A 25,093-nucleotide genomic window follows, 5' to 3' on the forward strand; every position below is an offset into this window, starting at 1 on the left:
CCTTCGCCGGGGAGCCGAAAAGAGAAAACCATCAGACCTGGCCCCGCTCGGCGACGCGGCGTTCGATCGCCGCCCAGATCAGCGCGCCGGTATCGGTGCCGTTGAACCGGTCGATCGCGACGATGCCGGTGGGGGAGGTGACGTTGATCTCGGTCAGCCACTCGCCGCCGATCACGTCGATGCCGACGAACAGCAGCCCGCGCTTCTTGAGCTCGGGCCCGAGCACGTCGCAAATCTCCTGCTCGCGCGCCGTCAGCTCGGTCTTCGCCGCGCTGCCGCCCACCGCCAGGTTCGATCGGATCTCGCCCTCGCCCGGGATACGGTTGATCGCGCCGGCCACCTCGCCATCGACCAGCACGATGCGCTTGTCGCCCGCCGCGACCGAGGGAAGGAAGGCCTGCACCATGTGCGGCTCGCGCCAGGCGGTGTTGAACACTTCGATCAGCGCCGAGAGGTTGGCGCCGTCGCTTTCCACCTTGAAGATCGCCTTGCCGCCATTGCCGTGGAGCGGCTTGATCACGATCGCGCCATGCTCGGCAAGGAAGGCGCGCGCCTCCTCCAGGCTGCGCGTCACCAACGTCGGCGGCATGAACTGCGGATAGTCGAGCACGAACACCTTCTCGGGCGCGTTGCGCACCGAAGCGGGATCGTTGACCACCAAAGTCCTGTCCGCGATCCGCTCGAGCAGATGGGTAGCGGTGATATAGCCGAGGTCGAACGGCGGATCCTGGCGCATCAGCACGACATCGGCTTCTTCGCCGAGGTCGAGCGCGACCGGCTCGCCGAACTTGAAATGGTCGCCGACGACGCGCTGCACCGTCACCGGATGCGCCTTGGTCCACACCCGGCCATCGCGATAGTTCAGGTCCTCGGCAGCATAGTGGAACAGCTTGTGCCCGCGCGCCTGCGCCGAGAGCATCAGCGCAAAGGTCGAATCGCCGGCGATGTTGATCGCGTCCAACGGGTCCATCTGCACGGCGACGGTGAGCGACATGAAAACTCCTTGCTGCAAATGCTGTAGGTGACTTATTCGACTAAGTCACCCCATCCAGGCGTTTTCGATATGGCGAGGGAGCGTGCGGGGGGCAATGAGGATTACGTCGACGCGGATGTCGTCGTTCGGCCCGGCATAGCGCGGCATCAGATATTCCGCCGCGGCCGCCACCCGGGCGAGCCGGCGCTCGTCGATCGCCCAGTCGAGATCGGCGGCCGCGGCACGGGTTTTGACTTCGACGAACGCCACCAGATTGCCGCGGCGCACAACCAGATCGACTTCGCCGGCGGGGGTGCGAACGCGGCGATCGAGGATTTTCCAGCCCCTCAGCCACAGCCACCAGGCCGCCCGGCGCTCGCCTTCGCGGCCACGCGTTTCCGCAGCGCGGCGATCCGTTGGTCGTCTTGCCCTCACGACTCGCACCTGTGGATAACTTTGGTTACCATGGCCAGACCGAGTCGCACCGGACCGGGTTTATCGGTGCAGCCGGGGGGTCGCAAAAATGGAATCGAACGAACGCTATTATCGGCGTCGCGCCGCACAGGAACTGGCAGCCGCGAAACGGGCGCTGACCGAGGCCGCTGCGCTCCGCCGTCGCCAGCTGGCCGAATCCTATCTCAAGCGCCTTGCCGAGCTGACCGGCGCGGACGAGATGGGCGTGCTCGAGCGCGAATACGCCTGAGGGCTCTCGGCATTTAGCACTTCCCCGGCGAAGGCCGGGGCCCAGTTGCAATGCCGTTCGCGAGTCTCCTGCGCCATCGATGATATGTCGAGACTGGGCCCCGGCCTTCGCCGGGGAGCAGCTCCATCACCACGCCATCCTTGCAATGTAGGATTTCGCCTGCTTGCCTCCACAGGTCATGCGCAGCGCTTCACCCCGCAGGAAAAATAGGATCGCCCTCGCGCAAGCAATTTGCGCGATGCGGCGCCTGCCCGGGAAAGCGAAGAAATCAGGCACTCCTCGCGCGCCCGCGCGTGAGTGTCGTGACTTTCGTGACTTTCCGTGCCGCGACTCGGCGCGCGCTATGGGGTCAGCCCTTCATTTCCATCGCCCGCGCATAGAGCGCCTTGCGATCGAGCCCGAGCTTCTTCGCCACTTCGCCGGCCGCCTTGCTCGCCGGCAGCCGGGTCAGCGCTTCGGCGAGCGCGGCATCGGCATCGTCGGCGCTGGCCGGCTCGGGGGCGCCCGGCGGGGCGACGACCACGACGATCTCGCCTTTCGGCGGCGCCTCGGCATAGCGTTCGGCCAGCTGGCTGAGCGAGCCGGTCACGCATTCCTCGAACTTCTTGCTGATCTCGCGCGCCACCGCCGCCTCGCGGTCGCCCAGCCCCTCGGCGAGCGCGGTCAGGCACGCCGAGAGCCGCGGGCCCGATTCGTAGAGCACCAAGGTGGCGCGCACGGCCGCGATCTCGGCGATCGATTCGGCGCGGGCGTGCAGCTTGGAGGGCAGGAAGCCCAGGAACAGGAAGCGGTCGGTCGGCAGGCCGGCGAGCGTCAGCGCCGCGATTGCCGCGCAGGGGCCGGGGATCGTCGTTACCGTGTGGCCGGCGGCGCGGGCGTCACGCACCAGCTTGAAGCCGGGATCGGAGATCAAAGGCGTGCCCGCATCGGAGACGAGCGCGATCGCCTCGGTGCCCATCCGCGCCACCAGCCCGGGGCGGACTGCATCGGCGTTATGATCGTGATAGGGCATCATCTTGCCCTTGGCGCCGAGGTGGCGAAACAGATTCGCTGTCACACGGCTGTCTTCAACGGCAACCAGATCGGCGCCCAGGAGTATTTCGCTGGCGCGCGGCGACAGGTCACCGAGATTGCCGATCGGGGTGGCGACGATATAGAGGCCGGGCGTAAGAACAGAGTGCATCGGGGAGAGTAAATGGCAGACGCGACCGTCACACCGCAACGGGGCATTCTCCGCTGGGCCGCTTTGGGCCTTGCTGCCCTGCTCGCCGCCTGCGCGAGCGGACCCCGTGTAATCCCCGAAACCCGGCCCGCGCCCACCGTGGAAGCACCGCGCGAGCGGCCGACGACGCGCCCGATCGCGCCGGGCCTGCCCCAGGATCTCGAGCGGCACCGCATCGCTTTGCTCGTGCCGCTCACCGGCCCGAACGCCGGCGTCGGCAAGTCGCTGTCGAACGCGACTCAGCTCGCGGTGCTCGATACGCGCTCGGATGTGCTGCGCATCACCACTTATGATACCGGCGGCGCCGGCGGTGCCGGGGCTGCGGCCCGCCAGGCGATTGCCGACGGCAACAAGCTGATCCTCGGCCCGCTGCTTTCGGAAGAAGCGCGCGAAGTGGCGCCGATCGCCCGCTCGGCACGCGTGCCGGTGCTCAGCTTCTCGAACGACACTGCGGTGGCCGGCAACGGCACTTATCTGCTCGGTTATTCGCCCGCCCAGTCGATCGAGCGCGTGGTCGAATATGCCAAGACGCAGGGCGTATCCAACTTCGCCGGGCTGATGGTCTCGGGCGTCTATGGCGAGCGTGCCTCCACCGTGTTCCTGCGCGCCGTCGAGGACCAAGGCGGCAAGGTGCTCGCGATGGAGACCTATGACGGTCGTCCCGGCTCGATGACCAATGCGATCACCAAGCTGTCGCGCACGCCCTATCAGGCGATCCTGATCGCCGGTTCGGGATCGAGCGGCGTGACCGCGGCGCCGATCATCCGCAAGTCGGCCGGCGGCAAGACCGCGCGGATCCTCGGCACCGAGCTGTGGAACACCGATTCGGCGATCGGCGGCAACGCAGTGCTCAACGGCGCCTGGTTCGCCAGCGTGCCCGACAATTACTACCGCACTTATGCCACCAAATACCGCGCCCGCTTCGGCGCGGCGCCGTACCGGATGTCGACGCTCGGCTATGACGCGGTGCTGCTCACCGTGCGCATCGCGCGCGAATGGCGGGCGGGCGACGCCTTCCCCGAATCGCGGCTGACCGCGCCGGACGGCTTTGGCGGCCTCGACGGTGCCTTCCGCTTCCGCCGCGACGGCATCGCCGAGCGTGCGCTCGAGGTGCAGGAAGTGAAGGCAGGGACGACGGCAACGGTCTCGCCGGCGCCGACGGGCTTTGGCAATTAGGTAACGACAAGCTCGCGCAGGATCGCTTCCAGCACGGGCATGCCGGCATCGGTCACGGTGAGGCGGGTGCCCTCCCGCTTCACCAGGCCCTGCGTCTCCATCACCGCCACCGCCTTCAAGTCGAGCGGGGCGTCGGGGATGCGGACCAGGTCGACGCCCTCGGCCAGGCGCAGGCCCATCACCAGCGCCTCGACGCCGCGGTCGTGCGGGGCGAGGGGGTCTTCGATCTGCATGCCGTGGCCGTTGCGCTCGATGGCGGCGAGCCAGTTCTCGGGCTTCTTGTGGCGGACGGTGGCCATGCCCCCGCGCCGGCCATGCGCGCCGGGCCCGATCCCGGCATAGTCGCTGTAGCGCCAATAGGTCAGGTTGTGCCGGCTCTCCGCACCCGGCCGGGCATGGTTGGAGATTTCATAGGCCGGCAGCCCGGCGGCGGCGGTGATCGCCCGGGTCGCCTCGAACAGGTCGGCGGCGGCATCGGGATCGAAGGCGGCCAGCTCGCCCTTCTCGAACAGCGTGGCGAAGCGCGTGCCGGGTTCGATGGTCAGCTGGTAGAGCGAGAGATGCTCGGTGCCGAAGGAGAGGGCGCGGCGCAGCTCGGCTTCCCAGTCGCTCAGGCCCTGTTCGGGCCGGGCATAGATCAGGTCGAAGCTGACGCGGCTGAAGGCACGCTGCGCGGTATCGAGCGCGGCCAGCCCTTCGTCGACGCCGTGCGCCCGGCCGAGGAAGCGAAGCGCCTCGTCGTCGAGCGCCTGCAGACCGAGCGAGACGCGGTTGACGCCCGCCGCGGCGATGTCGGCGAAGCGCGCGGCCTCGACCGAGGAGGGGTTGGCCTCGAGCGTGATCTCGATGCCGGGCTCGAAGCCCCAATGCCGCTCGGCCGCCTCGATCACCGCGGCGACCGTTTCGGGCGGCATCAGCGACGGGGTGCCGCCGCCGAAGAAGATCGAGCCGAGCCTGCGGCCGGGCAGTTCGCCGGCCTCATGTGCCAGATCGGCAAGCATCGCGACGCGCCACGCGGCCTGATCGACGCTCTCGCGGACATGGCTGTTGAAGTCGCAATAGGGGCATTTCGACACGCAGAACGGCCAGTGCACATAGAGTGCGAGCGGGAGAGTTTTGGTGGTCATGCGCTTAGGGGGCTTGGAGCGGGTAACGGGAATCGAACCCGTGTATTCAGCTTGGAAGGCTGCTGTACTACCATTGTACTATACCCGCGAGCCGCCGGCCGAGTGCCACAGCCACCCCGGTGCGGTCAACCTCAGTGCGTGAACGAAACCTGCACGGTGGTCGAAAGACCGGGCCGCAGCCGCGCCAGCGCCGCCTGGCCGGGGTCGAGAACGATGCGCACCGGCACGCGCTGGACGATCTTGGTGAAGTTGCCCGAGCCCGGCTCGAAGGGGAGCAGCGAGAATTCCGAGCCCGATGCCGGGGCGAAGCTCTCGACATGGCCCTTCAGCGAATCGCCGCCGAGCGCATCGACCCACACCAGGGCCGGCTGGCCGGCGAGCATCTTGCGGGTCTGCGTCTCCTTGAAATTGGCGACGACATAGAGCTGGCGCACCGGCACGAGGGTGAGCAGCCGCGAGCCCGGCTGGACATAGTCCCCCGGCTGGGCCTGGCGATTGCCGACCACGCCGTCCACTGCCGCGCGGACCAGCGTATAGCCCTGGTCCTGCTCGGCGAGGCGCAGCGCGGCGCGGGCGCGCTCGGCACCGGCTATCGCGCTGGCGAGGCCGGCATCGAGGCTGGCACGCCGGGCGCCGGTAACCGCCGCGCGGTCGCGGGTGGCGTTGAGGCTGGCGCCGCTCTGATCGAGCTTGGCGCGCGCGTCGATCGCAGTGGCGCGCATCCGCTCGGCATCGCGTTTCGTGGCGAAGCCGCGGTCGAGCAATTCGTCGAAGCGCACCCGGTCGGCTTCGGCGCGGACGACTTCGGCGTTCGACGAGGCGATCGCAGTGCGCGCCACCGCAACATCGGCGCCGGCGGCGACCGTCTCGGCGGCCTGCGAGACGAGCGCTGCCCGGGCCGCCGCGACGGCTGCGTCGGCATCGCGCACCGCTGCCTGAGCGGCGGCGAGCTTGGCGGCGAACTCGCGGTCGTCGATGCGGACGAGCGGGTCGCCGGCGCGGACCTGCTGGTTGTCGCGGACCAGCACCTCGGCGATCTGGCCACCGATCCTGGCCGAGACCTGGGTCGAATCGGCACGCAGATAGGCGTTGTCGGTGGTCTCGCTCGATGCGGGCAGGGCGATCCATACCGTGCCGGCCAGGCCGAGCAGGACTGCCGCGCCGCCGGCGAGCGCCGCGCGGGGGAAGCGGCGGCGGGCGGGGGCTTCCGCCGCGATCTCGGCATGCGCGTTCATTGGGCGGACTCCAGCTGGTAGCGGGTGCGGATCGCGGCCGCCGAATCGGCGAGGATCGCGTCGGATTCGGCGGGGTCGGCGACCGTGCGGGAGAGGAGGAGCGCGCCCACCAGCTCGGCCAGCATCGACCGGCCGGCCGCCTGGGAATGCGCCACGCCGTGGCGCTCCAGCGCTTCGGCGAGCCAGCCGGCGAGAGTGGAGATGCCCTGGGCGAAGCGGGTGCGGGCCTCGGGCTCGAGGCGGGCCATGTCGCCCGACAGCGCCGCTACCGGGCAGCCGCGGGTGCGGGCATCGCGGTGGCCGGGAGAGAGGTAGAAGGCCACGTAGTTGGAGAGGGCGGCGCGCGGGTCGGCACCGGCCAGGGTGCGGTCGAAGCGATCCCGGGCCTCCTCGAACATCACCCCGATCGCCTGCGCCACCAGATCGTCCTTGGAGGCGAAATGGGCGTAGAAGCCGCCATGGGTGAGGCCGGCCTGCTTCATCAAGGCGGCGACGCCCACGCCCTCGGGCCCCTTGGCCCGGATCGCGCTCGCCGCCTCCTTCAGAATCTTCGTACGGGTAAGTTCGCTATGTTCACGCGGATAGCGCATTTTCGGGGCGCTCCTTGTTTTATATGACGTGCATCATATAAAGAGTGCCGGGCAGTTCGCAAGAGGCAGGCATGGCGCAGAATATCGACCCCCAGGCGCTGCCGGACCGGCGGAAATTCCTGATCTTCGGCGTGATGGCGTTCGGCCAGTTCATGGCGCTGATCGACATCCAGATCGTCGCCGCCTCGCTGAACGAGGTCCGCGCCGGCCTGTCGGCCAGCTCGGACGAGATCAGTTGGGTGCAGACGGCGTATCTGATGGCCGAGCTGGTGATGATCCCCTTCTCGGCCTTTCTGGCGCAGGCGATGTCGACGCGCTGGTTGTTCGCGCTTTCGGCCGGTCTGTTCACGATCGCGAGCGCATTGTGCGGCCTGGCGTGGAGCATCGAGTCGATGATCGCTTTCCGCGCGCTCCAGGGATTTGTCGGCGGGGCGATGGTGCCGACGGTGTTCGCCACCGGCTTTGCGATGTTCACCGGCAAGCAGCGCGCGATGATCCCGGCGATCCTTGGGATGGTCTCCGTACTGGCGCCAACGTTGGGCCCCACTCTGGGCGGATGGATCACCGATGCGGCCGGCTGGCGCTGGATCTTCTACATCAACATCCTGCCCGGCGCCGTCGTGGCGACGCTCGCCTTCACGATGATCCGCGTCGACCTGCCCAATCTGTCGATGCTCAAGCGGATCGACTGGACGCATCTGGTCGCGATGGCCGTGTTCCTCGGCGGGCTCGAATATGTGCTGGAGGAGGGGCCGAAGAACGACTGGCTGCAGGACCACGCGATCGCCACCGCCGCCTGGCTGAGCTTCGTCGCGCTGCTGCTGTTCCTCGAACGCTCGTTCCGGTCGGAGAACCCGATCGTCAACCTGTCGCCCTTCCGCAAGCCGACCTTCGTCTTCGCCTGCGTGTTCAACCTGGTGATCGGCTTCGGCATTTATTCCGCGACCTATCTGGTGCCGGTCTTCCTCGGCACGGTGCGCGGCTACAATGCCTCGGAGATCGGCTCGACCGTGTTCATCGCCGGTATCGTCCAGATGCTCGGCGTGCCGATCGCGGCATCGCTGTCGCAGCGGATCGACCCGCGGATCATGATCACCTTCGGGCTGAGCCTGTTCGCCGCCGGGCTGTGGCTGTTCAGCTTCATGACCCCCGATTGGGGCTTTCACGCCTTGCTCTGGCCGCAGGCGGTGCGCAGCTTCGCGATCATGCTGTGCATCGTGCCGAGCGTAAACCTGGCGCTGGCCGGGTTCGCGGGGCCGGAGCTGCGTTATGCGTCCGGACTGTTCAATCTGATGCGGAACCTGGGCGGGGCGATCGGCATCGCGCTGGTCAATACCTGGCTGCAAGACAATGCCCGGCTGCACATGCTGCGGCTCGGCGAGGCGCTGGGCGCAGCGGGACGATCGGGCAGCGAACTGATCGCGGGACTGGCGCAGCATATCGGCGCGCTCACTCCCGATTCGGCGCACGCGCTGCAGATGGCGCAGGGGCTCGCGGGGCAGCTCGCCCAGCGCGAGGCGCTGACGCTGGCGTTCAACGACGTGTTCCGGATCATGGCAATGCTGTTCCTCGCCGCGCTGGTCCTCGTGCCGTTCTGCCGTCCGCCGGCGCGAGGCTGACTACTTGCCGGTGAAGTTGGGCTGGCGCTTCTGGAGGAAGGCCATGCCGCCCTCCATCGAGTCCGCGGCGCCGCGTGCGGTGCGCTGGTTGTCAGCTTCCATCGCCATGGTCTGCTCCAGGCTCATTTCGAGCGCCTGGCCCAGCCCCTGGCGAATCATGCCGAGCGCCAGCGTAGGCCCGGCGGCGAGGCGCGTGGCCAGCGCCAGCGCTTCATGCTCGAGCTGCTCGTCGGAGATGACGCTGTGGACCAGGCCCCAATCATGCGCCTTCGCCGCGGGGAGCTTCTCGCCGAGCATCATCATCTCGGTGGCGCGGGCGCGGCCGACCAGGCGGGGGAGCAGCCAGGTCGCGCCGCCATCGGGGACCAGGCCGATATTGACGAAGGCCTGGAGGAAATAGGCGGTATTGCTCGCCACGCAGAAATCGGCGGCGAGCGCCAGGCTGCAGCCGATGCCGGCGGCGGGGCCGCGCACTGCGGTGACCACCGGCACGCTTGCGCGCGCCACGGCGAGGATGCCGGGATTATAATGGTCGCTAAGTGCGGCATGCGTCGCAGCGCCCGGATCGGCCGAGGCAAGCGCGCCGCTCGCGACATCGGCGCCCGAGCAAAAGGCGCGGCCGGCGCCCTGGATCAGCACCGCGCGGGCACCGTCGAGATTGTCCAGCGCGTCCCGGATCTCGTCGAACATCGCCGGCGGCGCGGCATTGAGGCGATCGGGCCGGTTGAGCGTGATCACCAGCACATCGCCGGTGCGCTCGGTCAGGATCGTCTCGTAAGCCATCATCAACTCCCGTTTCGCTTCGCAACCGATAGCGGCGCGGGTGGAGAGGGGGAAGGGTGGCCTGAATTCCCCTAGGGCATCGGCGCTCGCGGCAAGGCTGCTCCCCGGCGAAAGCCGGGGCCCGGGGTTTCTCTGCCGAATCACTTGAGGACTTGTGGGCCTTCACCTGTTCCCCGGCGAAGGCCGGGGCCCAGTTGCAACGTCGTTCGAGAGGTGTCCGCGTCTAGCCAGCTTTACCGAGGCTGGGCCCCGGCCTTCGCCGGGGAGCAGCAAGGAGGGTGGGAGGCTAGGGCGTCGGCGAGCCAGTCACCGGCTGCGGCCCTTGCGGGGTCACCGTCAGCAGCGAATCGCCGCCGAGCGTGCGGTAGAGCGTCACCAGATTGGTCGCTTCGATCAGGCGCGTGTTCACCAGCCCGCGCTGGGCGGAATAATAGGAACGCTGCGCGACCAGGCTCGCCAGGAAATTGTCGATGCCGCCGCGGTAGCGGGCTTCGGACAGGCGGTAGCTGTCCTGCGCCGCGGCGAGGTTGCTCGTATCCGCCTTGAGCTGGTCGTCGATCGTGCCGCGGCGGGCGAGTGCGTCGGCAACTTCGCGGAAGGCGGTCTGGATCGACTTCTCATAGCTGGCGACTGCCGCGTCGCGCTGGGCTTCGCTGAGCGCCACGCCTGCGCGGCCGGCGCCGGCGTTGAAGATCGGGTAGTTGGCATTGGCGGCGCCCGACCAGTGGAAGCCGTTGCCCGAGAACAGCCCGGTCAGCGCATTGCTGGCAAAGCCGAGCAGCCCGGTGAGTGAGATGCGCGGGAACAGGGCGGCGCGGGCCGCGCCGATCTCGGCATTGGCGGCGCGCAGCTGATATTCGGCCTGCACCACGTCCGGCCGGCGGAGCAGCACGCCCGAATCGACGCCGGCGGGCAGCTCGGCGACGGTGGGGGCTGCTTCCTCGATCGCGGAAGACAGCAGCGCCGGATCGATCTCGGTGCCGACGAGCAGGCGCAGCGCATTGATGTCCTGCGCCAGCGCGGTCTTCTGCTGCGCAACGTCGGACTGGGCGCTGGCGAGCGTCTGCTGCGCCTGGGCAAGATCGGTGCGCGGGGCGATGCCGCCCTGCAGCCGCAGGTCAGTGAGCTTGACCGAGCGCTCGGCATTGCCCGCGGTGTCCTGCGCGATCTTGAGCAGGCTGGCGTCGGCCGCATAGTTGAGCCAGGCGGTGGCGATGTCGCCGACCAGCACGAGCCGGGTCGCACGGGCCGCGGCTTCGGTGGCGAACCAGTTATTCTGCTCGGCCCGGGTGAGCGAGGCGACGCGGCCGAACAGGTCGAGCTCGAACGCAGTGACGCTGACATTGCCGGAGAAATTGGTCTGCCGCGCGGTGCCGTCGCTTTTCGTGACGGTGGCGCCGGCGCCGGCATCGATGCCGGGCAGGCGGTCGGCGCGCTGGATGCGGTATTGCGCGCGTGCCGCGGCGATGTTGGCGGCGGCGATGCGCAGGTCGCGGTTGTTGGCCAGCGCCCGTTCGATCAGCTTCTGGAGTCGGGGATCCTTGAAGATGTCCTGATAGGTGACGCTGGGCAGCGCCGCCTCATTGGCCTTCAGATAGGCGTCGCCCACCGGCCAGCTCTGCGGCACCGGTGCGGCCGGCACTTCGAGCTTGGGGTCCATCGAGCAGCCGGCGAGTGCCGTGCCGAGGAGCAGGGTCAGTATCGCGCGCTTCATGCCCGTGCCTCCCGCTTGCGGGCTCGCCGTTCGCGAACGGCCTTGATCGCGTCGCGCACGCCGCGGCGGACGAGCACGAAGAACAGCGGGATGTAGAAGATGGCGAGGATCAGCGCGGTAAGCATGCCGCCGATCACCGCGGTGCCGATCGCGATGCGGCTATTGGCGCCGGCTCCGGTCGAGATCGCCAGCGGCAGCACGCCGAAGATGAAGGCGAGGCTGGTCATCACGATCGGGCGGAAGCGGATGCGGGCGGCTTCGAGCGCAGCCTCGATCACGCGCTTGCCTTCCTTCTCGGCGCGTTCGGCGAACTCGATCATCAGGATCGCGTTCTTGGTCGCCAGCCCCATCGTGGTGAGCAGGCCGATCTGGAGATAAACGTCGTTCTGCAGCCCGCGCAGCATCACCGCGAACACCGCGCCGATCAGGCCGAGCGGGATGACGAGCATCGCGGCGACCGGGATCGACCAGCTCTCGTAGAGCGCGGCGAGGCACAGGAACACGACGATCAGCGAGATGCCGTAGAGCAGGGGTGCCTGGCCGCCGGCGAGCCGCTCCTGATAGGAGAGGCCGGCCCAGGAGATGCTGGTGCCCGGGATCTGCGCCGCGAGCGCCTCGATCCGCTTCATCGCGTCGCCCGAGCTCTTGCCCGGTGCCGGCTGGCCCTGGAACTCGAAGCTGGGAATGCCCTGGAAGCGCGAGAGCGTGGTCGGCGCGGTCGACCAGCTCGTGCTGGCGAAGGACGAGAAGGGCGTCATCACGCCGGTGCTGCCGCGGACGAACCACTGGTCGATGCTGTCCGGCGAATTGCGGAACGGCGCGTCGCCCTGGACATAGACGCGCTTCACGCGGCCGCGATCGATGAAGTCGTTCACATAGGCGCCGCCCCAGGCGGTCGACAGCGTCGAGTTTACTGCCGACTGGTTGAGGCCGAGCGCCGCCAGCTTCTCCTGGTCCATGTTGATCTTGAGCGTCGACACGTCGGGCAGGTCGGACAGGCGGACATTGGCGAGGTCGGGATCGGCGTTCGCGGCGGCGAGCAGCTTGTCGCGTGCGGCGACGAAGTCGTCGCGGCTCATGCCACTGGAATTCTGCAGCTCCATCGTGAAGCCGTTCGAGCTGCCCAGGCCGCGGATCGCGGCGGGGACCAGCGCGAAGACCTGGGCATCACGGAAGTTGCGGAAGGCGCCCGAGGCGCGCTGGACGATCGCGTCGGCACCGTTCTTGGTGCCCGGACGGTCGTCCCAGGGCGCGAAGTTGATATAGGCCTGGCCCGTATTCTGGCCGCTCGCGCTGCCGCCACCGCCGCCACCGCCGGCGACAGTGAACATCGTGCGGACGTTCTTGCCTTCCTGCGAGGTGAGATATTTCTCGACCGCGAGCTGCACTTCCTGCGTGCGCGCCTGGGTGGCGCCGGCGGGCAGGCGCCACTGGATCTGCGCGGCGCCCTGATCCTCGGTGGGCAGGAAGCCGGTGGGCAGGCGGTAGAACATCAGCACGAGCAGCGCGCAGACGAGCAGGTAGATCAGCAGGAAGATCCACTTGCGATCGACGACATAGCTGATCGTGCCGGTGTATTTCTCGACCGTCCAGTTGAAGCCCTTGTTGAACTTCTCCGAACCGGTGTGGAAGGCGCGTCCGAGCCAGGGGGCGCGGCGCCCGAGCCAGCTCTCCTCGGGATGCTCGTCCTTCTTGCGCTTGAGCACGGTGGCGGTGAGCGCGGGGCTGAGGATCAGCGCGACGAGCACCGAGAGGATCATCGCCGAGACGATCGTCACCGAGAACTGGCGGTAGATCACGCCGGTCGATCCGCCGAAGAACGCCATCGGCAGGAACACGGCCGACAGCACCAGCGCGATCGCCACCAGCGCGATCTGGATCTGGTCCATCGACTTGATCGTCGCTTCGCGCGGGGTGAGCTCGGGATCCTCCTCCATCAGCCGCTCGACATTCTCGACGACGACGATCGCATCGTCGACGAGCAGGCCGATCACCAGCACCAGGCCGAACAGGGTGAGCGTGTTGATCGAATAGCCGAGCGCGGCGAACACCGCGAAGGTGCCGAGCAGCACCACCGGCACCGCGATCATCGGGACGAGCGTGGCGCGCCAGCTCTGCAGGAAGACGAACATCACGATGACGACGAGGATGATCGCCTCGATCAGCGTCTTCACCACTTCGTGGATCGAAAGCGTGATGAACTCGGTGGTGTCGTTCGCGTAGGCGTATTTATAGCCGGGCGGGAAGCCCTTCGACATCTTGGCGACCGTGTCCTTGACCAGGTCGGCGGTCTTGAGCGCGTCGGCGCCCGGCGCGGTGCTGATCGCGATGCCCGAGCCCGGATGGCCGTTGAGGCGCGTGACCGAGCTGTAGCTCTCGGCGCCCAGCTCGATCCGCGCGACGTCCTTGAGCAGCACATGCGCGCCGCTGGTCTGGGTCTTGAGGATGATCTTGGCGAACTGGTCGGGCGTCTGCAGGCGCGACTGGGCGGTCACCGTCGCGTTGAGCATCTGCGTGCTCGGCATCGGCTGGCCGCCGATCTCGCCGGCCGCGATCTCGGTATTCTGGTTCTGGATCGCCGTGACGACATCGCTCGGCATCAGCGCATAGCTCGCGAGCCGCTCCGGGTTGAGCCAGATGCGCATCGCATAGGGCGCGCCGAACACGTTGATGTCGCCGACGCCCGGCAGGCGGGCGAGCGGATCCTGCATGTTCGAGGTCAGCCAGTCCGAAACGTCGCGATTGGTCGCCTTGTCGGTCTCGTCATAGATGCCGACGAGGAGCAAAGTGTCCGGGTTCGACTTGGTGACGCGGATGCCCTGCTGCTGCACCTGCTGCGGCAGGCGGGAAAGGCCGCCCTGAACCTGGTTCTGCACCTGGACCTGCGCGATGTCGGGATCGGTGCCCTTGTCGAAGGTCGCCGAGATCGTCACCTGGCCGCGCGAGCTCGAGGACGAGCTGAAATAGAGCAGCCCGTCGATGCCGGTCAGCTGCTGCTCGATCACCTGGGTGACCGAGTTTTGCACTGTCTCCGCCGATGCGCCGGGATAGGTGGCGCGGATATTGACCTGGGGCGGCGCGATGTCGGGATATTGCGCGATCGGCAGCGTGAAGATCGCGCCCAGCCCGAGCAGCATCGTGATGATCGCGATCACCCAGGCGAAGATCGGGCGATCGATGAATACGCGGGACATAGTGGCTTAGCCGCCCTTCGACTTGGCAGCGCCGGTGGCCTGGCCCTTGCGGGGTGCCTCGATCTTCTGCGGCGTATCGGCCGGAACCGGCTTGATGGCGGCGTTCGGCTTCAGATTGGCGACGCCTTGCGTGATCACCTTGTCGCCCGGGCTGAGCCCGGCGGTGACGACCCAGTTGGCGCCCTGGACGCGATCGGCGACGATGTCGCGGCGCACTGCCTTGTTGTCGGGGCCGACGACCCAGAGCTGCGCCTTGCCCTTGGCATCGCGCGACACCGCCTGCTGCGGTACCAGGAAGGCGCGGGTGTCGATTGCCTGGGTGAAGATCGCGCGGACGAACATGCCCGGCAGCAACAGGCCCTCGGGATTGGGGAAGCTGGCGCGCAGCGTCACCGTGCCGGTGGTCTGGTCGACCATCACTTCGGAGAACTGGACGGTGCCGACCGAGCCATATTCGCTGCCGTCCTCGAGCTTGAGGCGCACGCTGGCGCTGCCCGGCGACACGCCCTGCTGGGCGAGCGAGCGACGCAGCGCCAGCAGGTCGCTGCTCGACTGCTGGATGTCGACATAGATCGGATCGAGCCGCTGGATCACGGCGAGCGGATCGGCCTGGTTGGTGGTGACCAGCGCGCCTTCGGTGAACAGCGAGCGGCCGATGCGGCCGGTGATCGGCGCGGGGACGCGGGTGAAGTTCAGGTTGATCTTCGCGGTGCGCAGCTGCGCACCGGTCTGCGCGACCTGCGCGCGTGCCTGGCGCGCAGCTGCGGTGGCATCGGTATAATCCTGCTTCGACACCGCCTCGGCCTCGGCCAGCGGCTTGTAGCGGTCCGCCTTGATCCGCGCCGCCTCGGCATTGGCCTGGGCATTCTGCAGATTGGCCGACGCCTCGGAGACGCTCGCCGAATAGAGGCTCGGGTCGATCTGGTAGAGCGTCTGGCCCTGATGGACGATCGAGCCTTCCTTGAAGAAGCGCTTGCGCACGACACCGGCGACCTGCGGACGGACTTCGGAGACCTGGAACGGGTTCACCCGCCCGGTCAGCTCGGCGACGACGGGCACTTCGCCCGGCTGGACGACGACGAAGCCCACTGTCGGCGGGCCGCCCGCGCCCTTTTTCTGGGCGGTCTGGCTACCGCTCCCGCAGGAGGCGAGAATCAGCGCAGTGGAAAGCAGGGCAAAGGCAGGAAGGCGAGGACCGCCAACAGTGATTCGGTGCAAGTTTTCAACCCGGATCAAGGCGCCGACTCGGGCGCGGTTCTATGCGGAAACGCTCTTGGGCAGGGCCCTGAGCAGGTGCAACACAAGAAATATGCCGGAAACGCGAAACACTGGCGCGGCTAGGGGCACGTTTCCACGATATGGATAGTGTGCGCAACAATTGCCGCGCTATGACAAGGTTCCCGGCAGCTACAGGCTTTCGCGTTGCGGGTTGCGCGGAAGCGGCCTATTGGCGCGCGCCAATGGCACGCATCGAAACGCCCAACCGCATCCGCGGCACCCAGGACATCTTTGGCGAAGAGCAGCGCAGGTTCGCCCGCGTTCTCGAGACCTTCGATTCCGTCCGCAAACTCTATTGCTTCCAGCGCGTCGACATTCCGGTGTTCGAAGCGACGGGCGTCTTCGCGCGCTCGATGGGCGAGACCAGCGACGTCGTCTCGAAGGAAATGTACACCTTCGAAGACAAGGGCGGCGACCTGATCACGCTGCGCCCCGAATTCACCGCGGGCATCTGCCGCGCCTATATCACCGAGGGTTGGCAGCAATATGCGCCGATCAAGCTGGTCACCAGCGGCCCGGCGTTCCGCTATGAGCGCCCGCAAAAGGGCCGCTTCCGCCAGTTCCACCAGCTCGATGCCGAGATCCTCGGCGTCGCCGAGCCGACGGCGGAGGTCGAGCTGCTCACGCTCGCCGACCAGCTGCTGCGCGCGCTTGGTATCGAGGGCGTGACGCTGCAGCTCAACACCCTGGGCGATGCCGAGACGCGTGACGCCTGGCGCGCCGCGCTCGTCGCGCATTTCGAGCAGCACAAGGATCAGCTGAGCGAGGACAGTCTGGTCCGGCTCGAGAAGAACCCGATGCGCATCCTCGATTCGAAGGATCCGCGCGATCGCCCGATCGCCGACAGCGCGCCGGATATCGACGCCTATCTGACCGAGGAGGCCGCAGCCTTCTTCAAGGCGGTGACCGACGGCCTCGACGCGGCGGGCGTCGCCTGGTCGCGCAATACGCGCCTGGTGCGCGGGCTCGATTACTACCGGCACACCGCATTCGAGTTCGTCACCGATCGCCTGGGCGCGCAGGGCACCGTGCTTGCGGGCGGACGTTATGACGGGCTGGTCGGCAGCCTCGGCGGCCCCGAGACGCCGGGCATCGGCTGGGCAGCGGGCGTCGAGCGTCTCGCGATGCTGATTCCGGAGCCGGCGGTGGAGCGGATGCAGGTGGCTGTGGTGGTCGAGGCAGCGGGCAGCGAGGGCGCCGCGATCGGCCTGCTCGCCACGCTGCGCAATGCCGGCTTCAGCGCCGAGCTGTTCGCCAGCGGCAGCCCGAAGAAGCGCTACGACCGCGCGATGAAGGCGGCGCCGGCGATGACGGTCTCGTTCCAGCAGCGCGACGGCACCGTCTCGATCAGCCAGCGCGTGATCGACGGCGATGCCGTTGATGGCGATGCAGTGGCGACCTTGGTGTCTGGCGCCGCGCGATGAAGATCCCCGCCGACCGGATTGCCGCGATCGAGGCGCGGCGCGACGAATTGCAGGCGATGATGGCGACCGGCGACCTGTCGGGCGATCGCTTCGTCGCGGTCTCCAAGGAATATGCCGAGATCGAGCCGGTGGCGCTGGCCGCGGGCGAAGTGCGCCGGCTGCGGTCCGAGGCTGAATCGCTCCAGCAAATGACGCATGAGTCGGACGACGAGCTGCGTGCGATGGCGGTCGAGGAGCTGCGCGCCAACGAAGCGACGCTGGCCGATGCCGAGCGCGGGCTGGCGCTGGCGCTGCTCCCCAAGGACGCGGCCGATGCGCGCGCCGCGATGCTCGAAATCCGCGCCGGCGTGGGTGGCGACGAGGCGGCGCTGTTCGCCGGCGACCTGCTGCGCATGTACCAGCGCTATGCCGATCGGATGGGCTGGAAGATCGAACTGATCTCGGCCTCGGAGTCGGAGTTCGGCGGTTACAAGGAAGTCATCCTCAGCGTCACCGGCGTCGGCGTGTTCGCCAAGCTCAAGTTCGAAAGCGGCGTGCACCGCGTCCAGCGCGTGCCGGCCACCGAAGCGGGCGGGCGCATCCACACCTCGGCGGCGACGGTTGCGGTGCTGCCCGAGGCCGAGGACGCCGACATCAAGATCGACGACAAGGATCTGCGCATCGACATCTTCCGGGCTTCGGGTCCGGGCGGGCAGGGGGTCAACACCACCGACTCCGCGGTGCGCATCACCCATTTGCCGACCGGCACGATCGTCATCCAGCAGGACGAGCGCTCGCAGATCAAGAACAAGGCCAAGGCGATGAAGGTGCTGCGCACCCGCCTCTACGAGCGCGAGCGCGACCGGCTGGCGCAGGAACGCTCGGGTGCGCGTGCCTCGCAGGTGGGTTCGGGCGACCGCTCGGAGCGCATCCGGACGTACAACTTCCCGCAGGGCCGCGTGACCGATCACCGGATCAACCTGACGCTCCACCGCCTGCCCGAAGTGATGGAAGGCGAGCTCGACGAACTGATCGGCGCGCTGATCTCGCAGGACGAGGCAGACCGGCTGGCGCAGCTCGATGGCTGAGGCACCGGCACGGGCTGGTAATGTTGGAAATGTTCTGCTTTGGTTCCGGCATGGCCCGCACCGCGCAACGCCCGCTTGATCTCCCGACGTCGCGGCGCGTCCTCGCCCGCGTAGCGAGTCAACGGAATCAACGTTTTTCGGATTTGCGCCGCGCTTCAGCCCTTGCGGGGCGGGCATGACGGTTCCCGGCGCCCTGCCCGGCGCGGCGCCTTTCGAGGGTGGAAAGAGCGTGCGCGCCGCGCTCAACGAAGTCGCCCGCACGCTTGAGCCGGTCTCCGATTCGCCGCGGCTCGATGCCGAACTGCTGATTGCGCATGCGCTTGGCGTGTCACGCGAAGCGATGATCCTGCACCGCCTCGGCGATCCGGTGCCCGAGGGGCTGGCGGCGCTGGTCGAGCGTCGGCTGGCGCACGAGCCGGTCGCCTATATCACGGGCAGCCGCGGCTTCTGGACGATCGATCTGGCGGTCGGCCCCGGCGTGCTGATCCCGCGGCCCGACAGCGAGACGCTGATCGAGGCGGCGATCGAATATTTCGGCGCGCGCACGCCGGCGCGGATCCTCGACCTCGGCACCGGTCCCGGCACGTTGCTGCTGGCGGCGCTTGCCGAATGGCCCGATGCCATGGGTCTGGGTGTGGACGCTTCGGATGTTGCGCTCGACTATGCCCGGCGCAATGCCGCGGCGCTGGGGATGGCGGCGCGTGCCGGCTTCCAGCGCGGCGATTGGGGGCAAGGGCTGGATGCGCGTTTCGACCTGATCCTCGCCAACCCGCCCTATATCGGCACCGAGGAGCCCTTGCCCGCACAGGTCCGCGACTATGAGCCGGGAAGTGCGCTGTTCGCCGGGCCGGACGGGCTCGACGACTATCGCCGGATCATCCCCGACCTGCGACGGCTACTGGCCCAGGGCGGCGCGGCGGTGCTGGAGATCGGCTGGACCCAGTCCGAATCCGTATCCGCGATTGCCCGGAATAGCGGCTTTGCGGTGACGCTGTACAAGGACCTTGGAGCGAGGCCGCGTGCGCTGCTTCTCTCTTGAAATGACGCCAGAACGACACATATTTCTGCTTGGACATTGGTGCTCCACCGGCTAAGACAGCCACGGGGTAGGGCACTTTCAACCAAGCCGTTGAAGAACTTGGGCCGTGAGAAGCACAGCCCCAATTCAGGTCATGCAAGCCACTGCAGTCCGGTGGCCATGGCGGGCGAGCAGCGCCTCCCGAGGCGTTGGCGCGCATTTGTAAACTGCATCCGGGACCCATGAATTGGACCGACGGACAGCGTAAACAAGACAGGACAAACAGACCTTGATGAACAATCGTCAGGCCGGCCGCCGTCGTGGTCGTGGCGGCCAGCAGCAGCGCCAGGGTGGCGGCTCCGGCCAGCAGGGTAACGGGAATCGCATCGACAACCGTGCCCGCGGCAATGCCGCCCAGCTGCTCGAAAAGTACAAGAATCTGGCGCGCGATGCCCAGATGCAGGGCGATCGGGTCAACACCGAATATTATCTGCAGTTCGCCGATCACTATTTCCGGGTGCTGAGCGAGACGCGCTCGCGCTTCGAAGAGCAGAATCAGGGTCAGAACCAGCAGCGCCGCCAGCGCGACGATTTCGACGGCGACGATGAGGATTATGATCTCGAGGCCGACGGCAACCGCGACGATGGCGATGAGCCGCAGCCGCAGCAGCGCGCCCAGCAGCAGCCGCGCCGCGACCGCGAGGACCGCCAGGAGCGTCCCCGCCGCGACCGCGACGATCGCGGCAACCGCAACAATGGTCACAGCAACGGCAATAGCTATGCCGCGGCCGACGCCGATGGCTATGACGGTGGCAACGAAGAGCGCGCGCCCCGCGAAGAGCGTGCCGCGCGTGAGGAACGTGCCCCCCGCGAGGAGCGTGTTGCCCGTGAAGAGCGTGCACCGCGCGACGAGCAGGCTCCGCGCCGCACCCGTCGCCCGCGCCGCGAAGATGCCGAGGGCGAAAGCCATGCGATCGACGCCGCCGTGCTTCCGCCCGCCTTCGGCGTAGCGGATGCCGCTCCGGAAGCGGATGCGGAAGAGCCGGCCAAGAAGCCGCGCCGTCCCCGCGCCCGCAAGGACGCCGAAGCGCCGGCCGCCTGAACCGGCGCCGCACACACTCTATATAAGCAACCGCATCGGCGGCTGGGCGAAAGCTCAGTCGCCGATGTCTATTTCGGGGCTGATCCGGTCCTCGACCTGCTCGTCATGGCCGGTGCCCGAACTCAGGAACATCAGCCCCATCAGCGCGGCGCCGAGCAGCATGGTGCAGAACACGCCCAGCGCCGTAGCAAACGCCACGGTGAAGTTGATCCAGCCGAGCCAGTGCCACAGGATCAGCACCGCAAGGATAGCGACGGCGAGCGCGGCCAGCGCCATCCCGCCGAGGATGCGGCGATAGCGCGCCCAGGCGAAGGCGGCATAATCGGGGTCGTCCAGGCCGTGCGGCGTGTCCATCTTTTGCAATTGGGGGCGATGTGTGGGAGACTCAACCGCCTGAACCCGAATGAGGAGTTAGGCGATGACGATCGCGGCAATCCTGGGGGAAAAAGGGCGCGACGTGGTCTCGATCCAGGGCGATCAGACCGTGGCGGACGCCGTTGCGCTGCTTGCCAACAGGCGCATCGGCGCAGTGCCCGTGATGGTCGGCTCGGCAGTGGCCGGCATCTTTTCCGAACGTGATGTGATCTACGGCCTTGAGCGCGAAGGCGCCGCGGCGCTTGCCCGCAAGGTGAGCGACGTGATGACCGCCCCGGCGATCAGCGTATCGCCCGACGAGAGCGTGCTCGGCGCACTCGCGCTGATGACGCGCCGGCGGATCCGCCACCTGCCGGTGGTCGAGGGCGGCGCCTGCGTCGGCTTTATCTCGATCGGTGATCTGGTGAAGTACCGGATCGAGCGTATCGAATCGGAAGCCGATGCGATGCGCGCATACATCCAGGCGGTCTGAACACCCGTTGCCGCCACCCGGCGCGAACCGGGCGGCGGCGGGGAGAGACGGTCAGGGCACGGTCACGCCCGCGAAGTTGACCAGGTCTGCGACAGTGAAGTCGCCTGCCACGGCCGAGGGCAGGCCCGGCGTGAAGCCGCCGCTCACGTTGAGGAACGAGTCCGGGTTGCGCTTGAGCATCCGCACGAACGTCTCAGCGACGATGCGCCCGCCGACCGGCCCGAGCTGGTTGCCGCCGTTCAGCACCATCGCCTCGCGCAGCACATAGTACCAGAGCGGCGTCTTGCTGAGCAGGATGCCGCCATTGCTGTCGAGCAACGCAGCCTCGCCGGCGGGGAGCCCCTGCTTGATCTGCGCCGCGCTCATCGCCGGGATCCCGTAATGCTGCGCGACGCCCTGGCCGCTGGGCAGCCCTAGCGACAGTCCGCGGCGCAGGTTGCGCGTCGCCAGCATCGCCATCAGCCCGGTAAAGCCCGGCAGCGTGTCGAGTCCCGGCGCCATCACGCTGTCGATCTTCTTCGCCTTGTTGTTCACCGGCACGCTGAAGCCGGTGGTGAAGAAGGCGTTGAAGTCGACCACCCAGTTGGACAGCACCGGCAGATTGGGCGCGCGGGCGAAGGAGAAGACGTCGCCCAGCGATGCGCCGATCTGTACGAAGTTCACCCAATAGACGTCGCGGATCATCGAGTGGCCGAAGCGATAGGCGGCCACCGCGAACTCGACCGGCATGGCGAAGGCGCTGTTCGGCGCCGCCGTGACATTGGTCAGCGCGGCGGTCACCGCGGCATTGCCACAGACCCGCGCCAGATAGTCGTGCACCACCGCCCATTGATAATGGTGGGTCACGACCTTCTTGGCCTCGACGAAGATGTCGCCGGAGAAGCCGATCGCGACCAGCCCGTCGACCACCTGGTTGTGGAATTTGAGCATCGTGTGGTGAAACTGCGAGACGATGAGGTTTTCGTCGTTGCGCGGATCGCCGATGATCGCGGTGTTGGTGGTCAGCGCCGGATCGAGCGGATTGACGACGCGCGGCAAGTCGAAGTCGCGCTGCACCTGCATCCCGCCGAACCCGCCGGCCCCGCCCGGCCCGCCATTGCCCGAGGGCTTGTTCGAGCCGAGCTGCATCTTGACCGCGGTCGGCGGCCCCGATTGCGGGAAGGCGTAGAGAAACGCATCGAGCGCCGGGCCGCGGGCATAGACCGAGTCGAGATCGAGCGACGGCGTGCGCATATTGTTGATCGTCGTCGCGTCGACCGGGGTCTCGAGCGTCGAGGAGATGTCGAGCGTGATGTCATGATCCACGAACTGACCGAAATAGGTGTAGCCGGCAGGAATATTGGAATCGGTGCCGGCACCGCGCGACGGATCGGCCATGAAGTCGCCGAGCTTGCCAAGCAATGTCTGGGTGGCGAGATCGAAGGGCAGCTTGGTAGCGTCGCGGATCGCCTTCGAGGTGAGGTAGCCGAACTTGTCCGCGCAGGGTGTGCGCCACAGCGATCCCGGGAAATAGGCGAGCAGCAGCTTGGCGCCGTGGAAGCGCTTCACCTGCGGGCGCAGCGCCTCGATCGAGATCTTGCGCTCGGGGATCGGCGGCGGCGCGGCGGGATCGGGTTTGCGGGCGATCAGCTTGAGCGCTGCATTGCGCGACTGGACCGAGAAGGTCTTGAGCTGCTTCTCGATCTTGAGGTCCTGTACGACGGGGGTCACGGGGATCTTGGGACGAGCGGGGGTCAGGATATCATCAGGCATACGCGTCTCCATTCGCCGTTCGGAGGAACGGCGCCAATGATCTGAAATGCGGATGCGGCCCAGCACGGGGATCTTCACGCTATGCGGACGAAGTTATTTCCGTGCTGACTGATAAAATGTCTGAATCGTGTCGGGAGTCAACCGAACTTTATTATCGTTGATCGTACGGCAACTTACCGAAGTTAACGGGTGCGGTAAGGATAAGCCGAATCGCGGCCGATCAACCGCCGCGATTACGGATCAGGTTGATTGATTCGACCAGCATCCGCCGCGCGAACAGGAAGAGCAACGCGGCATAAGCGCCGCCGCCGGCGCCGACGAGCAGCACGAGATGGCCAAGCGGCGGCAGCGGCGGCAGCAGCATGTCGAACCCCTTCACCAACAGCGCCATTGCGGTCGCGGCGAGTATTGGCGCGGCGATCGCCTCGACCAGCGCGCCGAACCGCACGCCGATCACCGGCAGCGTTCGCCAGGTGCTGACCGCGAGATATATCGGATAGGCAGCGAACCAGGCAGCGACGAGCCCCATCAGCCCCCAATGCACGCCGACCAGGAAAGCGATCGGCAAGCAGATCGCGCCGGTCATCGAGTTCTGCGCGCTGATTCCGGGCCGTCCGCAGGCATCGCTTGCGGGGGCATAAAGCACCTGCAGCGTCATCATCGGCATGGCCAGCGCCAGCCAGTGCACCGCAGGTGCGGCTTCGAGCCATTTGGGCCCGAGCACCACTGCGACCAGCGGGTCGGCAGTCACGGTCATGCCGAGATAGAAGGGCATGGCGACGAGCATCACCAGTTGCGCGGAGCGCGTGAAGGCGGCGGCAACGGCCGCCTTGTCCTCCTTCAGCCGCGCATAAGCGGAGAAGGCGACTTCGTTGAGCGGCGGCACGAACTTCGAGACGAAGATCTGCGTGAGGAACAGGCTGGTCGTATAGATGCCCAGCATGTGCGGATCGAACAGGCGGCCGGCGATGAACACATCGGCCTGGCTCTGCGCGAACCAGAAGAGCTGGCCGGTGGCCATCACTCCGCCATAGCGGGCAATGTCGCCGGCGCCGCGGAAGTCGAAGCTCGGCCACATCAACGAGCGCGCCGCGATCGTCATGCCGATCGCGCGGACGGCGAAGAGGGCGATCGGCGCGGCGACCAGCGTCCACACGCCCATCCCCATCAAGGCGCCGGTGAGCGCAGTGACCGCGCCGGCCAGCGCCGAGACGAAATTGACCAGCGCCTGCTTGCGGAAATCCAGCTCGCGCGACAGCAGCGCCTGGGGCAGCGCGATGAACGGCGTCGCTATATAGAGCAGTGCCTGCACGCGGAGCAGATCCGCCACCAGGGGCTGGCGATAATAGGCCGCGGCGGCGGGGGCGGCGAGGAACTGCGCGGCGCCCAGCGCGAAGTTGAGCAGGATCAGCATGCCGAAGAGCTGGCGCTGGGCGCGGCGCCCCGCATCGGCGCGCTGGATCAGCGCGCTGGCCAAGCCATAGCCGTTGAGCATGTTTAGCAGGACCAGCACCACCTGCGTCATCGCGAACAGGCCGTAAGCCGAGGGGCCGAGCAGCCGGATGACGATGAAGGTGGCGGCCCATGTGAGCAGCTGGCCGAAGATTTGGGTACCCGAGCGCCAGATCACGGCGCTGCGCACCTGCTGGTGCAGCGAGGTGCCTTCGGGTTCGGTTGCCAGCACGGGTTCACTCATGCGCGCGGCTATGCGCCCGTTCGTGTTTATGCGCCGTAAACCGCTGCACCCGCGGATTTGCGTGCGTTCTCGCGCAGGCATGCAGGTGTTGATTCGCCTGGGCTGGGTCGATTCCGGGGGAATCGCCGGCAACGACCGGCCGGACGCGCTTCGAGGGCAGTGATTCCCCCCGATTCGAGGGGTGATTCGGGTGTTTCGATGCCGAAAGGGTCATCAAAGCGTCATGCTGGGGCTGTCATGGGCCTCGCAGAAACCGCAGAATTCCGCCGTTTTCTGGAGATATTTCGAAAGAAAGACAGAAAAGTACAAAGCCCTGTTGACCGAATCAAAAGCCGCGCATAGAAGCCACTCCACCGACGCGGTGCTCCTCACCGGAACGCTTCGACGGTCACCAAAAACCAGGCGCCCGGGTCGCCCTCCAAAAAGAGGGTAAGCCAAGGCGTCGGTCTTTTGCGCTCTTTGACATTGTGATTTTGATGAAGGGACATGTGGGCGGCGGCCCTGGGTCTCACGGCTTCTAGGCGTGAGTAACTCAGATAAACCAAGCCGTTCCATGGGCTTAGCTTTGTCGGA

The 25,093-nt window shown here is 67.3% G+C and carries 22 protein-coding genes and 1 tRNA gene; 8 read left to right on the forward strand and 15 right to left on the reverse strand.

From position 1 onward, the window contains the following. Positions 1-31: 31 nt before the first annotated feature. Positions 32-994 (reverse strand): glutathione synthase, encoded by a 963-nt coding sequence (gshB, locus tag HZY97_RS18490; RefSeq protein WP_180147372.1) that lies wholly within the window; start codon positions 992-994, stop codon positions 32-34. A 45-nt stretch (positions 995-1,039) separates the two neighbouring features. After that, positions 1,040-1,408 (reverse strand): YraN family protein, encoded by a 369-nt coding sequence (locus HZY97_RS18495; RefSeq protein ID WP_180147375.1) that lies wholly within the window; start codon positions 1,406-1,408, stop codon positions 1,040-1,042. An 88-nt stretch (positions 1,409-1,496) separates the two neighbouring features. Between HZY97_RS18495 and HZY97_RS18500 the strand changes: the two genes are divergently transcribed. Beyond that, complete coding sequence (locus tag HZY97_RS18500) at positions 1,497-1,676, forward strand: hypothetical protein (RefSeq protein WP_180147378.1); 180 nt, start codon at positions 1,497-1,499, stop codon at positions 1,674-1,676. 349 nt (positions 1,677-2,025) lie between these two features. Here the strand turns inward: HZY97_RS18500 and rsmI are convergent, their stop codons facing one another. Beyond that, positions 2,026-2,859 (reverse strand): 16S rRNA (cytidine(1402)-2'-O)-methyltransferase, encoded by an 834-nt coding sequence (gene rsmI / locus HZY97_RS18505; protein WP_180147380.1) that lies wholly within the window; start codon positions 2,857-2,859, stop codon positions 2,026-2,028. Between the two features lie 12 nt (positions 2,860-2,871). Here rsmI and HZY97_RS18510 point away from each other — a divergent pair, with 12 nt between their 5' ends. Next, complete coding sequence (locus tag HZY97_RS18510) at positions 2,872-4,074, forward strand: penicillin-binding protein activator (protein ID WP_180147383.1); 1,203 nt, start codon at positions 2,872-2,874, stop codon at positions 4,072-4,074. On the opposite strand, the gene hemW is transcribed toward HZY97_RS18510, so the two are convergent. The 4 genes from hemW to HZY97_RS18530 all read right to left on the reverse strand — a co-directional run bounded on the left by hemW (position 4,071) and on the right by HZY97_RS18530 (position 7,026). Continuing rightward, positions 4,071-5,201, reverse strand: a complete 1,131-nt coding sequence (hemW, locus tag HZY97_RS18515; protein WP_180147386.1) for a radical SAM family heme chaperone HemW — start codon at positions 5,199-5,201, stop codon at positions 4,071-4,073. The genes HZY97_RS18510 and hemW overlap by 4 nt on opposite strands. A gap of 14 nt (positions 5,202-5,215) precedes the next feature. Continuing rightward, positions 5,216-5,289, reverse strand: a tRNA-Gly gene (locus tag HZY97_RS18520). A 43-nt stretch (positions 5,290-5,332) separates the two neighbouring features. Continuing rightward, entirely contained in the window at positions 5,333-6,436 is a 1,104-nt protein-coding gene (locus HZY97_RS18525) for an HlyD family secretion protein (RefSeq protein ID WP_180147389.1), read from the reverse strand. Continuing rightward, on the reverse strand, positions 6,433-7,026 hold the full coding sequence (locus tag HZY97_RS18530) for a TetR/AcrR family transcriptional regulator (RefSeq protein WP_180147393.1): 594 nt from the start codon (positions 7,024-7,026) through the stop codon (positions 6,433-6,435). The genes HZY97_RS18525 and HZY97_RS18530 overlap by 4 nt, the downstream gene beginning before the upstream one ends. A gap of 71 nt (positions 7,027-7,097) precedes the next feature. Between HZY97_RS18530 and HZY97_RS18535 the strand changes: the two genes are divergently transcribed. Next, positions 7,098-8,645 (forward strand): DHA2 family efflux MFS transporter permease subunit, encoded by a 1,548-nt coding sequence (locus HZY97_RS18535; protein WP_180147396.1) that lies wholly within the window; start codon positions 7,098-7,100, stop codon positions 8,643-8,645. Here HZY97_RS18535 and HZY97_RS18540 read toward each other — a convergent pair whose 3' ends face one another. The 4 genes from HZY97_RS18540 to HZY97_RS18555 form a co-directional block, all read right to left on the reverse strand. Further along, positions 8,646-9,428, reverse strand: coding sequence for an enoyl-CoA hydratase-related protein (locus HZY97_RS18540; RefSeq protein WP_180147399.1), 783 nt, complete (start codon positions 9,426-9,428; stop codon positions 8,646-8,648). A gap of 286 nt (positions 9,429-9,714) precedes the next feature. After that, on the reverse strand, positions 9,715-11,142 hold the full coding sequence (locus tag HZY97_RS18545) for an efflux transporter outer membrane subunit (protein WP_180147402.1): 1,428 nt from the start codon (positions 11,140-11,142) through the stop codon (positions 9,715-9,717). Continuing rightward, positions 11,139-14,336, reverse strand: a complete 3,198-nt coding sequence (locus HZY97_RS18550) for an efflux RND transporter permease subunit (RefSeq protein ID WP_180147405.1) — start codon at positions 14,334-14,336, stop codon at positions 11,139-11,141. The genes HZY97_RS18545 and HZY97_RS18550 overlap by 4 nt, the downstream gene beginning before the upstream one ends. Before the next feature lie 6 nt (positions 14,337-14,342). Next, complete coding sequence (locus HZY97_RS18555; protein WP_373684429.1) at positions 14,343-15,554, reverse strand: efflux RND transporter periplasmic adaptor subunit; 1,212 nt, start codon at positions 15,552-15,554, stop codon at positions 14,343-14,345. 242 nt (positions 15,555-15,796) lie between these two features. Here HZY97_RS18555 and hisS point away from each other — a divergent pair, with 242 nt between their 5' ends. The 4 genes from hisS (at position 15,797) to HZY97_RS18575 (ending at position 20,225) form a co-directional block, all read left to right on the forward strand. After that, the gene (gene hisS / locus HZY97_RS18560; protein WP_180147408.1) at positions 15,797-17,038 is read left to right on the forward strand and encodes a histidine--tRNA ligase; all 1,242 of its coding nucleotides are present in this window, start codon (positions 15,797-15,799) and stop codon (positions 17,036-17,038) included. Beyond that, positions 17,035-18,105: a peptide chain release factor 1 gene (gene prfA, locus HZY97_RS18565; RefSeq protein ID WP_180147411.1), complete on the forward strand. Its 1,071-nt coding sequence runs from the start codon at positions 17,035-17,037 to the stop codon at positions 18,103-18,105. Before hisS ends, prfA begins: the two co-directional genes overlap by 4 nt. 175 nt (positions 18,106-18,280) lie before the next feature. Continuing rightward, complete coding sequence (gene prmC / locus HZY97_RS18570; RefSeq protein ID WP_180147414.1) at positions 18,281-19,144, forward strand: peptide chain release factor N(5)-glutamine methyltransferase; 864 nt, start codon at positions 18,281-18,283, stop codon at positions 19,142-19,144. A 271-nt stretch (positions 19,145-19,415) separates the two neighbouring features. Continuing rightward, positions 19,416-20,225 (forward strand): DUF4167 domain-containing protein, encoded by an 810-nt coding sequence (locus HZY97_RS18575; RefSeq protein WP_180147417.1) that lies wholly within the window; start codon positions 19,416-19,418, stop codon positions 20,223-20,225. A gap of 54 nt (positions 20,226-20,279) precedes the next feature. Here HZY97_RS18575 and HZY97_RS18580 read toward each other — a convergent pair whose 3' ends face one another. Beyond that, a complete protein-coding gene (locus HZY97_RS18580) occupies positions 20,280-20,579 on the reverse strand; it encodes a hypothetical protein (RefSeq protein ID WP_180147420.1) in 300 nt (99 codons plus the stop codon). Positions 20,580-20,643: 64 nt separating this feature from the next. Here HZY97_RS18580 and HZY97_RS18585 point away from each other — a divergent pair, with 64 nt between their 5' ends. Further along, positions 20,644-21,072 carry a CBS domain-containing protein gene (locus HZY97_RS18585; RefSeq protein WP_180147423.1) on the forward strand — a complete coding sequence of 143 codons (429 nt, stop codon included), beginning with the start codon at positions 20,644-20,646 and terminating at the stop codon, positions 21,070-21,072. 51 nt (positions 21,073-21,123) lie between these two features. Here the strand turns inward: HZY97_RS18585 and HZY97_RS18590 are convergent, their stop codons facing one another. The 3 genes from HZY97_RS18590 to HZY97_RS20845 all read right to left on the reverse strand — a co-directional run. Beyond that, on the reverse strand, positions 21,124-22,824 hold the full coding sequence (locus tag HZY97_RS18590; protein WP_218943138.1) for a heme peroxidase family protein: 1,701 nt from the start codon (positions 22,822-22,824) through the stop codon (positions 21,124-21,126). Positions 22,825-23,044: 220 nt separating this feature from the next. Further along, complete coding sequence (locus tag HZY97_RS18595; RefSeq protein ID WP_180147430.1) at positions 23,045-24,520, reverse strand: lipopolysaccharide biosynthesis protein; 1,476 nt, start codon at positions 24,518-24,520, stop codon at positions 23,045-23,047. Positions 24,521-24,888: 368 nt separating this feature from the next. After that, the coding region (locus HZY97_RS20845) for a hypothetical protein (RefSeq protein WP_218943139.1) at positions 24,889-25,093 on the reverse strand (205 nt) is incomplete at its 5' end.

Origin of the sequence: Sphingomonas sp. R-74633 (genome assembly GCF_013416555.1) — a bacterium.
Lineage (GTDB): Bacteria > Pseudomonadota > Alphaproteobacteria > Sphingomonadales > Sphingomonadaceae > Sphingomonas.